This is a genomic window from Polaribacter butkevichii (genome assembly GCF_038024105.1).
Lineage (GTDB): Bacteria > Bacteroidota > Bacteroidia > Flavobacteriales > Flavobacteriaceae > Polaribacter > Polaribacter butkevichii.
In genome coordinates, this window is sequence record NZ_CP150661.1 from 3,756,745 (window position 1) to 3,772,188 (window position 15,444).

The 15,444-nt window shown below is 30.8% G+C and carries 17 protein-coding genes; 6 read left to right on the top strand and 11 right to left on the bottom strand.

Annotated features, from left to right (window positions below):
• Position 1 precedes the first annotated feature (1 nt).
• From WG951_RS15875 to WG951_RS15885, 3 genes are all read right to left on the bottom strand, one after another.
• Complete coding sequence (locus WG951_RS15875; RefSeq protein WP_105047920.1) at positions 2–634, bottom strand: low molecular weight phosphatase family protein; 633 nt, start codon at positions 632–634, stop codon at positions 2–4.
• A 155-nt stretch (positions 635–789) separates the two neighbouring features.
• Positions 790–1,257, bottom strand: a complete 468-nt coding sequence (locus WG951_RS15880) for a DUF6428 family protein (protein WP_105047921.1) — start codon at positions 1,255–1,257, stop codon at positions 790–792.
• Positions 1,258–1,308: 51 nt separating this feature from the next.
• Complete coding sequence (locus WG951_RS15885; protein WP_105047922.1) at positions 1,309–1,641, bottom strand: ArsR/SmtB family transcription factor; 333 nt, start codon at positions 1,639–1,641, stop codon at positions 1,309–1,311.
• Between the two features lie 159 nt (positions 1,642–1,800).
• On the opposite strand from WG951_RS15885, the gene WG951_RS15890 reads away from it, so the two are divergent.
• On the top strand, positions 1,801–2,664 hold the full coding sequence (locus WG951_RS15890; RefSeq protein ID WP_146105241.1) for a hypothetical protein: 864 nt from the start codon (positions 1,801–1,803) through the stop codon (positions 2,662–2,664).
• Between the two features lie 113 nt (positions 2,665–2,777).
• Here WG951_RS15890 and WG951_RS15895 read toward each other — a convergent pair whose 3' ends face one another.
• Positions 2,778–3,776 carry a YhdH/YhfP family quinone oxidoreductase gene (locus tag WG951_RS15895; protein WP_105047924.1) on the bottom strand — a complete coding sequence of 333 codons (999 nt, stop codon included), beginning with the start codon at positions 3,774–3,776 and terminating at the stop codon, positions 2,778–2,780.
• A 142-nt stretch (positions 3,777–3,918) separates the two neighbouring features.
• Between WG951_RS15895 and WG951_RS15900 the strand changes: the two genes are divergently transcribed.
• Positions 3,919–4,239: a winged helix-turn-helix transcriptional regulator gene (locus tag WG951_RS15900; RefSeq protein ID WP_105047925.1), complete on the top strand. Its 321-nt coding sequence runs from the start codon at positions 3,919–3,921 to the stop codon at positions 4,237–4,239.
• 94 nt (positions 4,240–4,333) lie between these two features.
• On the opposite strand, the gene WG951_RS15905 is transcribed toward WG951_RS15900, so the two are convergent.
• The 4 genes from WG951_RS15905 to WG951_RS15920 all read right to left on the bottom strand — a co-directional run bounded on the left by WG951_RS15905 (position 4,334) and on the right by WG951_RS15920 (position 7,996).
• Positions 4,334–4,537: a hypothetical protein gene (locus tag WG951_RS15905; RefSeq protein WP_105047926.1), complete on the bottom strand. Its 204-nt coding sequence runs from the start codon at positions 4,535–4,537 to the stop codon at positions 4,334–4,336.
• A 58-nt stretch (positions 4,538–4,595) separates the two neighbouring features.
• Positions 4,596–4,871 (bottom strand): Bor family protein, encoded by a 276-nt coding sequence (locus WG951_RS15910; RefSeq protein ID WP_211296694.1) that lies wholly within the window; start codon positions 4,869–4,871, stop codon positions 4,596–4,598.
• Between the two features lie 166 nt (positions 4,872–5,037).
• Positions 5,038–7,026, bottom strand: a complete 1,989-nt coding sequence (uvrB, locus tag WG951_RS15915) for an excinuclease ABC subunit UvrB (RefSeq protein WP_105047928.1) — start codon at positions 7,024–7,026, stop codon at positions 5,038–5,040.
• 94 nt (positions 7,027–7,120) lie between these two features.
• Entirely contained in the window at positions 7,121–7,996 is an 876-nt protein-coding gene (locus tag WG951_RS15920; RefSeq protein WP_105047929.1) for a sugar phosphate nucleotidyltransferase, read from the bottom strand.
• Between the two features lie 59 nt (positions 7,997–8,055).
• On the opposite strand from WG951_RS15920, the gene WG951_RS15925 reads away from it, so the two are divergent.
• Positions 8,056–8,658: an alpha-ketoglutarate-dependent dioxygenase AlkB family protein gene (locus WG951_RS15925; protein ID WP_105047930.1), complete on the top strand. Its 603-nt coding sequence runs from the start codon at positions 8,056–8,058 to the stop codon at positions 8,656–8,658.
• 1 nt (position 8,659) lies between these two features.
• Here WG951_RS15925 and WG951_RS15930 read toward each other — a convergent pair whose 3' ends face one another.
• The 3 genes from WG951_RS15930 to WG951_RS15940 all read right to left on the bottom strand — a co-directional run bounded on the left by WG951_RS15930 (position 8,660) and on the right by WG951_RS15940 (position 11,574).
• A complete protein-coding gene (locus WG951_RS15930; RefSeq protein WP_105047931.1) occupies positions 8,660–9,367 on the bottom strand; it encodes a LytR/AlgR family response regulator transcription factor in 708 nt (235 codons plus the stop codon).
• Between the two features lie 3 nt (positions 9,368–9,370).
• A complete protein-coding gene (locus WG951_RS15935; protein ID WP_170062858.1) occupies positions 9,371–10,213 on the bottom strand; it encodes a sensor histidine kinase in 843 nt (280 codons plus the stop codon).
• Positions 10,214–10,563: 350 nt separating this feature from the next.
• Positions 10,564–11,574 (bottom strand): Kelch repeat-containing protein, encoded by a 1,011-nt coding sequence (locus WG951_RS15940; RefSeq protein WP_105047933.1) that lies wholly within the window; start codon positions 11,572–11,574, stop codon positions 10,564–10,566.
• A 247-nt stretch (positions 11,575–11,821) separates the two neighbouring features.
• Here WG951_RS15940 and WG951_RS15945 point away from each other — a divergent pair, with 247 nt between their 5' ends.
• The 3 genes from WG951_RS15945 (at position 11,822) to rluF (ending at position 15,349) form a co-directional block, all read left to right on the top strand.
• Positions 11,822–13,144 (top strand): DUF4270 family protein, encoded by a 1,323-nt coding sequence (locus tag WG951_RS15945; RefSeq protein WP_105047934.1) that lies wholly within the window; start codon positions 11,822–11,824, stop codon positions 13,142–13,144.
• A gap of 1 nt (position 13,145) precedes the next feature.
• Positions 13,146–14,390 carry a hypothetical protein gene (locus tag WG951_RS15950; protein WP_146105242.1) on the top strand — a complete coding sequence of 415 codons (1,245 nt, stop codon included), beginning with the start codon at positions 13,146–13,148 and terminating at the stop codon, positions 14,388–14,390.
• A 68-nt stretch (positions 14,391–14,458) separates the two neighbouring features.
• Complete coding sequence (gene rluF, locus WG951_RS15955) at positions 14,459–15,349, top strand: 23S rRNA pseudouridine(2604) synthase RluF (RefSeq protein ID WP_105047936.1); 891 nt, start codon at positions 14,459–14,461, stop codon at positions 15,347–15,349.
• Positions 15,350–15,444 lie beyond the last annotated feature (95 nt).

Here is a 15,444-nt window from a genome sequence, read left to right on the forward strand (position 1 = left end):
TTTATAAATTTACTTGAGAGAAAACATAAAATAATTCTGTTGCAATTTGCAGACTTCTTTCTTGGTATTTTTCAGCTTGTTGAGGTGTATTGTCAAATGCCTTTGGATCCTCAAAAGTAATCGGAATGCGTTTTTCTGCACCTGCAATAAACGGACAACCGCCATCTGCTTGCGAGCAAGTCATAATGGCTGCAAACTCGGATTTCGGATTAAAATCATCATCTAATTTTTTAGAAAACCCAATAATAGGGTGCGCATTGTTGGCGTATTTAATACTATAAATAGGATTGCTCGTTTCGGCAATTGTTTTAATCTGAAATCCAGTACTTTTTAAAGTTTCAGCAACCATAGGAAAAAGAGCTGTAGCTTCTGTTCCGCCAGAATAACAAAACACATTCTTAATATTAAAATAGTGAGCCATTGTTTGTGCCCAAACTTGAGATAAATGGCTTCTTCTAGAATTGTGCGTACAAATAAAGTTGATGTTTATTTTTTGTTGATTAGAAACTTTATCTTGAATAAAATCTGCTAACGGTTGTAAAACAGTTTTTCGTTCTTCTGATATCGTTGCAGGATTTAAACCTTTAATTGCATTTTCTATTTCTGAAAATAGCGTTGTTTGTGTTGTGATCATTATTTTAAGTTGATTTTTTTTTATTTTTGGTAAGCTTGTTAAGTTTTTTTTTAAAATAATTGTAGTGTCGTTTTATGCTGCATAAATCTGTGAAATCTGCGAGATAATATTGAATGGATTAATATTATTTCCCGCAGATGTTCGCAGATTTTATGTTAACAACATCCGCCTCCAGGTGTACAAGTGTTTGCAACTGGTATGTCTGAAAATTGCAATTTTGGTTTTTCTTCCGGAATTCCGCAATTGTCTTTGGCTAAACAATCTGTTTGCTTAGTGGTTAATAAAAAGTTTGTTCCGTCAAAATCAAGTCCGAATTTACCAATCGTATCTGCTTGGTATTCTACTTCAATCTCTAAATCTTCAATATTTAAAACCTTTTCAGAAAGCTCTATAATGTTTAATAATTTCTCAGGATGCAATCTATGGTCGTAATCATCTGCATTCCAAAGTTGAAAGTTTACCACTTCTTCATTTCTTACGGTTCCGCCACAATCAATAAAATGTTTGGTAATTTTACCAACCTCTGTAACATGAAAATGGCTTGCTACTAATTCTCCGTTTGGTAATTGAAAACCGATGGTTTCTAATTTGTTTAATGCTACTTTAACTTCTGATAATTTCATAATGAATGTTTTTATTTATTGTAATTATACGATGAATGCTGATAAATTTTTTTAACAGCAATCTGTTTTTTGAGATAAATCTTGATTCAAGAATTCTGTCATAACCGTTTTCATTGCGGTCCAGTTTTCTTTATGAATACAGTAACAAACACTTGTACCTTCCACACTTCCTTTTATCAACCCTAAATGTTTTAATTCTTTTAAATGTTGAGAAATAGTGGGTTGTGCCAATCCTATTTCGTTTACTAAATCACCACACACACAAGAATCAATCTTAAACAAATGTTGTAAAATAGTAACTCTTGCCGGATGCCCAAAAACTTTAGCAAACAAGGCTATTTCATTTTGTTGATCGGTAAACATTTCGGTTTTTGCTAATCCCATATATTTGCTTTATTTATTCATTGCAATATTACGATTAATATTTTATTTGCTGAAAAATATTTTGAAATATTTTTTTAAGTAGTAGAATTTGGTTTATCAAGTGCTTACAAGTATCTTTATTGATGAAAAAATAAACATCTTATTGATATAACAAGTATTATGAATTTTAAAACCGTATTATTTATCCTATTTATAGCATTTTCTAACTTGATTACCGCTACAGAACGTCCTTTTTTTGATAAAAAGAAAGATATTTTAATTGCTCAGTTTGATAGCAAACCAGATCCTGATGATATTCACGCACAAGCCGCTTTGGGTAGCCTATTAGCACATAAAGATTTTAAAGGAGTTCACTATTATGCTGTTGCTGGCGCTATAGGTGGTCAGAATGGAAAATTTATAGCTTCGGATAGATTATTTAAGATGGCATTTGGTAGAAAATGGACAAATGCTCACACAGATTGGAATGGTTCTGTAAAAAGAATTACTAAAAAAGTGGTAGCTGTTTTAAAAAAAGGAGGAAAAGTTTGGGTGCAAGAAGCAGGACAATCTAATATTACAGCAGATTGGGTTGCAGAGGTTCTTAAAACAGTTTCTAAGGATGTTGTAAAATCGAATGTAATTGTAGTACAACATAGTAGTTGGAACGAAAAAAAAACAGCTGCGTTAGATTTGCAATATGTAAAAAGTAAAACTACTTATTTTGAGTTGGATGATGGGAATCATCCGAAAGATGGTAAAAAGGGAGATCGCGGACCATATTCGACTCCGGAGTATAGAGGTAAAGATATTAAATGGATTTCTTTGGCTAAAAACTCAAAAAACAGAAAAGCAAGAAAACTTTGGACAGAGGCTGATGCTGTTATTACTAAAATGTTTCCAAATAAATTTCCTCATAAATGGTCTTATATTCATTATGATGGTGTAGATTATTCTGACTGTGTAGAAAATTGGTGGATTTTTAATATTGGTGAAGCAGCGGATAGTAATTCTAAATTTTGGGAAAGATACGTTCTAAATTAATAACAAGTTGTTTTACCTTTAAAGTACAATTAAATTAAAATGCCTCTAATGTAGAGGCATTTTAGTTTATTAAAAAAATTAGCAATTTGGGGGATTTGGGGGGACTGTATTTTTTATTGTTTTAGTGCAACCAAGGTTCTTCCTTTTAATTTTCCTTGTAGCATTGCATCTATTTTTGTATTTAATTCATCTAAAGATATTTCAGAAGAAGCTTCTGTTAATTGGTTGTTTTTCCATTTGTTAGCTAGTTTGTTCCATACTTTTTCTCTGTAGATCATAGGGTAATTTTGAGAATCGATACCAATCAAAGTAACTCCTCTTAAAATAAAAGGAAATACGGTTAACTCAAGTTTTGGAGAAGCTACATTTCCACAACAAGTTACAACTCCCATTGGATGTGTCGCTTTTATAATGTTTTCTAAAATTACACCACCTACAGTGTCAATTCCTCCTGCAAAAAGAGGTTTTAAAAGCGGTTTTTTTGCCATTTCTTCAAAATCTTTTCGTAGGATAATTTCATCTGCTCCAAGTTTTTGTAAAAAATCAATTTCAGTTTCTTTCCCTGTAATTGCAGCTATTTTATAGCCTAACTTTTTTAAGATGGCAATACTTGTAGATCCAACGCCACCTGTAGCTCCAGAAACTACGATAGTGCCGTCTTCTGGTTTTACCATTTCACTTAATCTTAAAACCGACATACCAGCGGTTAAGCCTGCTGTACCAATTGTCATAGCTTCTTTCATAGAAAGATTTTTGGGTAACTTTACAACCCAATCTTCTGGTACTTTAACATATTCTGCAAAACCTCCGTCTGTATTCATTCCTAAATCGTAACTAGTGACAATAACATCGTCAGAAGTTTTAAATTTTTCAGATTCAGAAGAAACAATGGTTCCTGCAGCATCAATGCCTGGTGTATGTGGGTAATTTCTGGTTACACCTTTATTTCCTCTACTAGACAAGGCGTCTTTATAGTTTAGGGAGCTATAGTGTACTTTTATTAATATTTCGCCTTTTTTTAATGTTGTAAAAGGTATTTTTTTAACAGAAGAAATATAGCTTCCATCTTTTTCTTCTACTCTAAAAGCATTGTAATTTGATTGATTATCCATATTGTTATTTTATCTGTTTTTCCTTATTTTTACATCAAAGTTCGATTAAAATATTTTGATACACAAGAGCTTACAAATTGTATCCTAACGAACATTTTGTGCTGTTTTGTCTGTTTATAATACTTACAAGCCTAAAAAAAAAATGAAAAAAAGTTATTGTCCTATAGATACTTTTATAAATACCATTAAGGGAAAAAGAAAAGGCACTATTATTTTGCACCTTTTTCAAGGTACTAAAAGATATGGTGAGTTGGTTAAGTTAATGCCGGATATAAGTGAGCGTATGATGTCTAAGCAGCTAAAAGAGTTAGAAAACGATGGTTTAATTATTAGAACGGTTTTTCCGGAAGTACCACCAAGAGTAGAGTATAGTTTAACGCAATTAGGAATAGACATTCGGCCTGTTTTAAAAGGAATGTATAAAGGTGGTTTGTTGTTTGAACAAAGTATTGAAGGGGGGTAAAGTGAGTTTCTTTAAGAATAAAACTTTTCCTATAAATATCTTAAGAAATTGTGGGGATTCTATTTAGTTGGAATTTGGCAGTATAAAAGTGATTTTATACTGTTTTTTTATTTTTCAGAACATACTTTTTAGTAAAAAGGGTAAGTGTCAAAAATATTCCAAAAAGAATTATTTTTCCAGCTAAATATCCATAACCATATTCTGTTAATCGTTCTAAATCTGTAGTTAATATTTGTATGATGTTAACTAATATTATTATAGAAATTATTATTGAAACGTAAAATATTACTTTTTTCATTTTTCTTTTATTCAAAAGAAAGGTAATTATAAATTACCTTTCTTCTTAAATTCATTAACTATTTAGTTACTGTAGTAGTTGATGGAGTATATATTCCAAATGTTAAAGCAGATACTAATCCGTTAACAAATGATTGTCTAGTGTGTACTGTATAATCTTTTGCACCACCTGCCATTTGCTTAGAATCAGAAACTCCAACTGGAGCTAATCCATAAACAACATAATGATTCCATTGAGTTGTTTGAGAATTTCCTTTAGCACCTTCTCCAACAACACTAGTATATGAGTAGCAAGAAGTTAATAACATTGATGAAGCAAATACTACTGTCATCATTTTCATTGAATTTTTAATCATTTTTTTTTAATTTAAATATTTATTAATAATACTCTCTTTGAGTCTGGTTTAAAATACCTTATCATCATAAACCTTTAATAAGGATACTTAATTTTAAGGACAGCGAATTTATATTTTTATTAAATAAAAAGCAAACTAAATAGAATTATAATTTCTCCCTCAAAACAGCAATTTCATCACGTAGTTTAGCGGCAACAATAAAATCTAAACCTTTTGCGGCCGCTTCCATCTGTTTGCGTTTATCTCTAATACGTTTTTCTATTTCCTCTTTTGGTAAATACTGTAAATCTTGTTCTGCAGCAACTTGTTTTGCGTTGTCGTAATGATAACTAGAAACGGCAGATTTAGACAAAGTATCGTCAATTTTTTTGTTAATTTGAGTCGGAGTAATGCTGTGTTTGGTGTTGTAGGCAATTTGCTTTTCACGTCTTCTTTCTGTTTCGTCAATGGTTTTTTGCATACTGTTGGTTATTTTATCAGCATATAATATTGCCAAACCATTTACGTTTCTTGCGGCTCTACCAACGGTTTGTGTTATAGATCTATGACTTCTTAAAAAACCTTCTTTATCGGCATCTAAAATGGCTACTAAAGAAACTTCTGGTAAATCTAACCCTTCACGCAAAAGATTAACTCCAATTAAAACATCAAAAATACCTTTACGCAAATCTTGCATAATTTCTACACGCTCTAAAGTATCTACATCAGAATGAATATAACGACAACGAATAGCTACTCTTGTTAAGTATTTAGTCAATTCTTCTGCCATTCTTTTGGTTAAAGTAGTCACCAAAGTACGTTCGTCTTTTTCTACACGAACCTGAATTTCTTCAATTAAATCATCAATTTGGTTTAAACTTGGGCGAATTTCTATCACAGGATCTAATAAACCTGTAGGTCTAATTATTTGCTCTACAAATATACCTTCTGTTTTTTCTAATTCATAATCTGCAGGTGTTGCAGAAACATAAATTACTTGGTTTTGTACCCCTTCAAATTCTTCAAACTTTAAAGGGCGATTGTCCATTGCAGCTGGTAATCGAAAACCATATTCTACCAAATTTTCTTTTCTACTTCTATCGCCACCATACATGGCGTGTGTTTGCGGAATGGTCACGTGACTTTCATCAATCACCATTAAATAATCATCCGGAAAATAATCTAACAAGCAGAAAGGTCTTGTACCAGGTTCTCGTCCGTCTAAATAACGAGAATAGTTTTCTATACCAGAACAATACCCCAATTCACGAATCATTTCTAAATCAAACTCAGTTCGCTCCTTTAAACGTTTTGCTTCTAGATGTTTTCCTATTTCTTTAAAATATTCTACCTGTTTCATCATATCTTCTTGAATTTGATGAATGGCATTTTGTAAAATGTCTGGTGATGTTACAAATAAGTTTGCAGGATAAATAGTCAGTTCACTAAAGCTTTCTAAAACTGTATTGTTTTCTAAATCGAACGATTCTATTTCTTCAATTTCATCACCAAAAAAATGGACTCTATAGCCATTATCTCCGTAAGACGGATAAATGGTAACCACATCACCTTTTACTTTAAAGGTTCCACTTTTTATTTCGTGTTCTGTTCTAGAATATAAACTTTGTACTAATTGATGTAAAAATTTTGTTCGTGCAATTTGTTGATCAACATGAATAGGAATTACGTTTTTCTTAAATTCTACGGGATTTCCAATACCATACAAACAAGAAACGGAAGCCACCACCAACACATCTCGTCTACCAGAAAGTAGGGAAGAAGTGGTGCTTAAACGCAAACGTTCGATATCATCATTAATAGATAAATCTTTTTCTATAAAAGTTCCCGTTACCGGAATGTAGGCTTCAGGTTGATAATAATCGTAGTAAGACACAAAATACTCTACAGCGTTTTCAGGGAAAAATTGTTTAAATTCAGAATACAATTGAGCTGCCAAAGTTTTGTTGTGTGCCAAAACTAAGGTGGGTTTGTCTACTTGTTTTACCACATTGGCAACGGTAAAAGTTTTACCAGAACCTGTTACCCCTAAAAGTGTTTGATATTTTTCACCACCTTTAATGTTTTTAGTAAGTTCTTTTATTGCTTGCGGTTGATCTCCCGTAGGAGAAAACTCTGATACCAATTTAAATTCCATGCTGTAAAAATACGGATACTTTTAAACAAAGTATCCGTATTTTTTTAAGTTTTAAAATGCAATTTTAAGTTTTAAGAATGCAAGGTTTTTATTATTAAGCATTCCAATCTAAAGTAGTATAATTCTTTTTTAGATATGCCTTTACAATGGCAATATCGTCTTTAGAAGACAAATCTGGAACATGTTCTGAAAGCGGAATTCCGACAACTTTATTATCGGTTTCTGTAATATAATTTAACAACGCAGTTTGCATTTCTTTTTCATTTCTTGTAGGATGCACAGGGCAATTCTTTAAAAAAGGATAAAATTCTTTGCCCTCAAACTTAAAAATATTCATGCTGACTCTTAACTTTTGTTCTCTATCGTAAAAATTAGGAACATCTAATTCTGATGGTTTTTCAAGAATATGGACCAACTCGTTACGTTCATTTAATTTGGTGAGAGCAAACTTAGAAATTCGCTCTAAAGGAAACTCTAAAGTGTCTCTATTATATGAAATAAATGCATTTTTATAGTCTGTTTCTTTAAGTAAATGTAGTGCTTTTGTAGAGTATAAATTATCACTATTACAAACCGTGTAAAATTGATTGTTTAATTCGGGAAACTGCTCTACTGCTTGTAAAAGTGCATCTGCAGTGCCAAAAGGTTTTTCTCTATTTGCAGGAATATATTGTACAGGAAAAGAAATATTTAAGCCATTAAAAGGGTTGTTTTTATCTTTACTTCCGTAAAACTCTTTAAACAAACCACCTTTTTCATTGATTACAATATAGATGTTTTTATAACCCGCTTTTTTAGCATTGAATAAAAGGTAATCTAACACAGGTCTACCCGAATTATCTAAACTAATTAAACTCTTACTTCTGTTGTTGGCTTGTTCAGTTTCGTTTGAATTTAGGTTTTTAGAAGTCGCAGGTTTTTTCATTCTTGATGAAGCGCCACCTGCTAATATGATTAAGTTATTGTGCATAGAATCTTATTTAATGGTTTAAAAGTAATCATTTCAAGTTTAATTAGTATTTTTATTTTATGGATTTATTCTCGACAGAAAGCATCAAAAATATTTTACCTTTTGATGGGGTTACCAATTATCACGGACTTGTTTTAGATAAAAAACAATGTGAATTTTATTATCAAAAATTGATGGAAACCATTCAATTTAAAAATGATGAAGCAATTATTTTTGGTAAAAAAATCATCACCAAAAGAATGGTCGCTTGGTATGGAGAATCTGAATATTCTTATACCTATTCTAAAATAACAAAAAGGGCAAATATTTTTACTGAAGAATTGTTGGCGCTAAAAGAAATTGTAGAACGAGAAAGTGGAGCAACCTATAATTCTTGTTTGTTAAATTTATATCCTACAGGAGCAGAAGGAATGGCGTATCATTCTGATGGAGAAAAAATGCTACGAGAAAATGGTGCTATTGCGTCGTTATCTTTAGGAGCCGACCGTAAGTTTTCTTTTAAGCATAAAAAGAACAAGCAAAGAATAGATATTGTGTTAGAAAAAGGAAGTTTATTAGTGATGCGAGAAGGTACTCAAACCCATTGGCTTCATCGATTGCCACCTACAAAAAAAGTAAATTCACCAAGAATTAACCTAACCTTTAGAACAATAGAATTGTAAATTAATGATCAATTTTTTTGATAAATTCTTCACGGTAATTTAAGCCAATCGGTATCCAATTATCATCAATAATAATTCTATTTCTTTGCACAGAATAAATGTGTTTTAAAGAAACAATAAAGGATTTATGTACACGTATAAAGTTTGTTTTGCCTAATTTTTCTTCAAAGCTTTTAAGGCTGCTAAGTGTTAAAATAGGTTTTTCTTTATGCGTATGAATTTTAATATAATCCTTTAAAGATTCAATATATTTAATATCGCACAAATTTATTTTTAGGTTTTCGTATTCAGATTTTACAAAAATAAATTCAGGATTCGTTTCTTGTTTTGCAACAGGTATTTCTTCTTCGTTTTTTGATTTTAATAAATTTTGAGCTCTGGTTGCTGCTTTTAAAAATCGATGAAAGGGAATGGGTTTTACAAGGTAATCGATGGCGTTTAAATTAAAACCTTCTACAGCATAATGGGAGTATGCAGTGGTAAAAATAAACATCGGTTTTGTTTCTAAAGATTTTATAAAATCGATTCCAGAGAAATTAGGCATTTCTATGTCTGTAAAAATTAAATCTATTTTTTGCTCTTGTAAAAAACTAGTGGCCTCAAATCCGTTAGAGCAAGATGCGACTAATTCTAAAAACGGAATTTTAGAAATAAAATCTTCTAATAGTTCTAGTGCTAAAGGTTCGTCATCAATAATTATACACTTCATAATTTATTTTTTTAAGTTGATTTTTAAGAGAACTTCAAATGATTTTTTAGTCTTTGTAATCTTTAAAGTATGTGCTTTGGGGTATAATAAGTTTAATCTGTTTTGTATATTTTCTAGCCCAATACCAGAATCTTTATTGATGGCATTTTGCAAAGAAGAAAGGTTGTAAACCTCTAGTTGTAATTGATCGTTAATGGTAGAAATTTTAATAGAAATATCTGTTTTTCCTTTATAATCGGTTCCGTATTTAAAGGCATTTTCTATAAAAGAAATAAGGAGTAAAGGTTCTATTTTGTAATTTAAATCTCCGTGAATATTTATTTTTACACCACTAGAATCTTTTAAACGTAGCAATTGTAAAGAGATGTAGTTTTTTATGTAATCTATTTCTTTTTCTAAAGAAATTAACTCTTCATTAGCTTCATAAATCATATACCGCATGAGTTCAGAAAGTGTAACAATGGCTACAGTTGTATCGTCAGATTTTTTATTAGCTAAAGAATAAATACTGTTTAAAGAGTTAAATAGAAAATGTGGGTTTAATTGTGCTTTTAAAAAAGATAATTCAGAATTTACTTTTTGAGAAGCAATTAAAGTTCTTTCTTTTTCTGATTTATACCATTCGGCTACAAGTTTGATGCAAGTGCTTAAAGCAAAAAATAAGAGCAGTAAAATAGGGGGTCTTAAATTGATGTTGTTTTGACGGTGTCTTGGGAAATTACGGATGAAGTTATTATTGTGGAAAGGTGGTTTTAAAGAAATTTTTAAAAAATATTCTATTCCGTAAATTACAGAAAATATAATTGCTAAAGAAATTACAATGTATAGAACAATTTTTTTATTCAATAAAAAATTAGGAATCAACACCAAATAATTTAGATAAAAAGCAGCAATAAAAATAAAATTTAAAATTCATTAGGTATAGTGCTAAAGCGTGCATACGATTGAATAGCAGTAATTGATAAGAATAAAAGCCAAATAAGGCTATGAATAAGAATTTTTGTATTCAGTTTTTTTAATGTTGTATTCAAACTATGCGTTATTTAATAATTGCAAAACTATGAAGGAGGTTTCTTAAAAGTCTCCCAAAGAATTGTTGTTTTTATCACAAAAAAAAGATTAAAAATGAAGGAGTTTTAAATTAGTGCCTTCATTTTTAATCTTCTATGTATTTAGAAAAATAAGTTTACTAAAACTTAATCGTCTTCATTTTCTAATTCATCTGGTCTAAATTCCCAAACATCATCAAAATAATAACTACCACTTCTACCCATTAAAACAAAAGCTTTCGAATCGAAAGTAAAGCTAGAAGCATCTTGTCTTGCAGTTCCTTCAAATACTGGTAACTCTTCCCAAGTATCTGTGCTTGGGTCATATTCCCAACTTTCTGTGGTAATAGAGCCAGAAATACCGGTAGTTACATATCCTTTTCCATTTAAAGAAAAAGCGGTTCCACTGCTTAATAGAATTTCATAATCATCATCGTCGTCTTCATCATCATCTAGGTCTGTTAACCTTGTCCAGGTAGTACCATTAAAAGCATAAAAATCTTTTTCGTAGGCACCATTATGAATTCCTAAACCAATATAAGCTACATTATTAATGGTAAAAACAGATGCGTTTTGACGCTTTTCTCCACCAAAACCAACAGATTGTTCCCAAGTATTTGCAGCTACATTGTATTTCCAAAAATCTTTTTGTTCGCTGCCATCGTAACCAGTACCAATATAACCATCGTTACCAATAGTAAAAGCGATTGCTCCATATCTTGCGGTTCCTGCAAAATCTGCTTTTTGTGTCCAAGTATCTGATGATGGATCATATTCCCAAAAATCATTTAACCTATTTTCTCCGTCATAACCTGTACCTAAATATCCTTTTCCGTTTATAGAAAAACCAACAGCAGCACTTCTTGCAACTCCCGGAAAACTAGCTTTTTTTACCCAATAATCATTGTCAGAATTATATTCCCAAGTATCTGCTAAATAATCATCACCATCATGACCGGTAACTAAATATCCTTTTGTGCCAATGGTAAAGCTTACAGAGTTTGCTCTAGAGTTTCCATCGAAAGTAGAACTTTCTACCCAGTTTCCATATTCATCGTCGTCTTCATCATCACTACTACATCCTATAAAAAATAAAGACATTAGCAACGTTGATAAAAAGAGCATACTACTCTTTTGCATTAAATTTGTTTTTCTCATTAGATTTAATTTATTCATTTGCATAATTATTTGGCAAACGTAAAAGCTATTTAGTTTAAAAAAGTACAAAATAGACAAACAGGGGTATTTTACAGATAACCATGTAAACCAAATGTTAATTTTCTTAAAAGGTGTTAATAATTGGGTTTAGAGGTGTTTTTTAGTGATAAGTCTATAAAAAAATAGCGTTTATATATTTTGTGATTTTTGATGAAAACGACCCTAATACTTTTGCTAAAAAAGTAAAATGAGGTATTTAATTATTGGTGTTTTAAGTTTTGTTTTTCTGATATCCTGTGCAACAGATGATTCTACTGTTTATGAAGTTGGTAGTGATTTTATAGAAAACAATATTCAGGTTAGGGTTATAGATACCTTTACGGTAAAGGCAGGTACTTTTAAACGAGATTCTATTGTTACTGCTAACACAAATAGAATTTTAGTAGGGAATGTGGTTGATGAAAACTTAGGTAGTTTGTCTGCAAAATCATATTTACAATTAATAACTACTAATCTTTCTATTGGTACTAATGCAGAGTATGATTCTATTGGGTTTATTTTAAATTATGATAATTACTATTATGGTGATACAACTAAAATACAAACCTATACACTACACAGAATTACAGAAACGGTAGAAACAGAAGATAATAGTAGTTTTTACAATACTTCTTCCTTAAAATATGATGCCGATATTTTAGGACAAATTTCATTTACACCAAGGCCTAATAGAACTACAGATTCATTATTTATTAAAATGGATGATGTTCTAGGAGAAGAAATTTTTGATAAGATTGTAGATAATGACATTAATACAACAGATGATTTTTTACAATATTTTAAAGGAATAGTAATTACACCAGATACAACAGTTAATAGCCATGTTTTAGGGTTTAATGCACAAATAACAGCAGGTTTAGAAGGTAATTCTGGTATGCGATTGTATTATTCTGTAAAAGATGATGATAGTGAAGATAATAGCTATTATATAGACTTTACCATTTCTAGTGCCGCAAAACAGTTTAATGAAATTGAGGGAAACTTCTCTAATAGTACTGTGGGAGATTTTGAGGATGGAGAAGAAATTAAATTAAGTGCAAATACCAATAATTTATTATTTGCACAAGGAGGTATTGGTGTTTCCCCAAGAATAGAAATTCCTTCTATAAAAAGACTCTCTGAATTGTATGAAAATGCCACAGCCTTAAGTGCAACCTTAACATTTAATCCTTTGTTAGGGAGTTATAATGAAGATAACCCTTTGCCAGAATCGTTATCGGTTTTTGTGGTAGATCATAAAAATAGAATGATAGAACAACTAACAGATATAGATGGCAACCTTGCTTCTGCCATATTAATTAATGATAATGATGAGTTTGATAAAAACACCTACTACACGGTAGATTTAAGTGGCTTTGTAGAAAATATTCTTTATACAGAAGAAGATTTAAATTATGCCTTAATGATTCAGTATGAAGATTACGCAAAAGAAGTGCATAAGTTGGTCATAGAAAATGATCCAAGTACAAATAACGAGGTAAAATTATCAGTAAAATTTTTAAACTATTAAGATGAAAAAGAGCCTACTATTAATAGTGTTAATTGGATCCGTAAATATTTTATTGGGACAAGTAAATACAAATACACCTTATTCTTTGTTTGGTTTAGGGGTAGAAAACAAAACAGCAACCGGAGGTTTAACTGGGTTAGGTAATACAGGAATTGCACAAGCAAATCCTTTTGAAATAAATTTGTTTAACCCAGCGAGTTTAAGTGGTATTTTACCAAAATCGTTCTTGTATGAGTTTGGTTTAAACGGTACGTATTCTACTTTAAAAACTAGTAGTGTTAGTGAATCTTCTACAAACGGAAATATCTCACACATTGCCATTGCATTTCCTATAAAAAAAGATTGGGGTGTGGGTATTGGGCTGCTTCCTTTTACAAAAACAGGTTATAATATAGATGTTGAAAATTCCATCGAAGGGTCTACAGATGTTTATATTACAAGGGTAACAGGAGAAGGAGGTTTAAATAAATTTTATTTATCTACCGGTTTTAAGGTGGTTAAAAACCTATCTTTTGGTGTAGATGTTTCTTTTCTTTTTGGATCTATCAATCAAGAAAGTTTGGCTTATGCAGGCTCTTTAGTTTCTATTAACGATCAAAATTATTACGGAGGTGTAAAACTAAAAACCGGTTTGCAGTACAAGTTACCAACATTTAGTGGTGTAGAAACAACGCTTGGTGGTACTTTAGAGTTACCGACATCATTAAGCGGAACACAAACAAGAAGTTCTTATAAAACAACTTCTAGCGGAACATCAATAGCTATAGAAAGTGAAGTTGAAAATGATTTAGATAATTTTGAACTTCCGCTTACTTACGGAGTGGGAATTACATCGGTCATCAATAAAAAAATTACCACTAGTTTAGATTATCGCAAATTACTTTGGAGCGATACCAATCAGCAGCAAAATAACGAGAGTTATGCAAACCAATCTATTTATGCCTTTGGTGTACAATTTGTATCAGCCAAAGAAAAATACAGTTATTGGTCTAATATAAAGTATAGAGCAGGTGTAAACTATAACACAGGTTTTTTAAAAATATCCAATCAACAAATAGATAGTTATTTTGTGTCTTTCGGTGTAGGTTTGCCTATGAAAAAATATAGCAATGATTATTTTAATATCTCTTATTCGTATGGTAGAGAAGGTACTTTGTCAAACAAATTAATTAAAGAGAATTTTCATAAAATTACTTTAAACCTAAATTTTGTGGGTAAATGGTTTGATCAAAGAAAGATAGATTAGATAAGAATAACAATTTTAGACCCATAAAATTATAATCTTATACTTACTTTTGCATAAAATTATTTTCTTTGGACAATACAAATAAAAAATCTACAAACCTTAATAAATATATAAGTTCTTCTGGTATTTGCTCTCGTAGAGAAGCAGAAAAATATATAAAAGAAGGCAGAATTACAATTAACGGTAAACCCACTCAGTTAGGAAACCGAGTAGGAGAAAAAGACGTTGTAAAATTTGATGGACGACTTGTAAAACCGAAAGACGAAATTTTATACATCGCTTTAAACAAGCCAGTTGGTATTGTTTCTACTACGGATGATAGAGAACCAAATAATATTGTAAAGCATGTAAATTATCCAGAAAGATTGTTTCCAATAGGGCGTTTAGATAAACCATCTGAAGGATTAATATTTCTTACAAACGATGGCGATATTGTAAATAAAATTTTACGAGCAGGTAACAATCACGAGAAAGAATATTTTGTTTCTGTAGATAAGCCAATTACAGATGAATTTATTCAAAAAATGGGGAATGGAATTCCTATTTTAGGTACCATGACCAAAAAATGTTTGGTAGAAAAAATAAGTGGTAAAATTTTTAAAATCATTTTAACACAAGGTTTAAATCGTCAAATTCGTAGAATGTGCGAGTATTTAGGTTATGAAGTAACCAAGTTAAAACGTACAAGAATTATGAATGTAGAGCTTGGGTATTTGCAAGCAGGAGATTGGCGAGAATTAACAGAACAAGAAATGAGCGAAATTAATAAAATGATTTCTACCTCTTCTAAAACAGAAGAAGCATCTGTTGTTAAAGAAAAACCAAAAAAACAAACTTCTAAAAAAAGAGAAGCGCCAACCAAAAACGATTTTAATAAAAAAAGTGCCTCTTTTAGAAAATCATCACCAAAAAGTAAAAGAAATAGTGGCGGTTTTTCAGCTAAAAAGAAACGCTGGTAGTTTTTGGGCGTTCCCTTTCAGGTCAGGCTTGGATTTTATCTTGAGCGAAGTAGAAAGGCTGCAATCTTTTTTATTTAAAAAAAATAAAAAAGGAT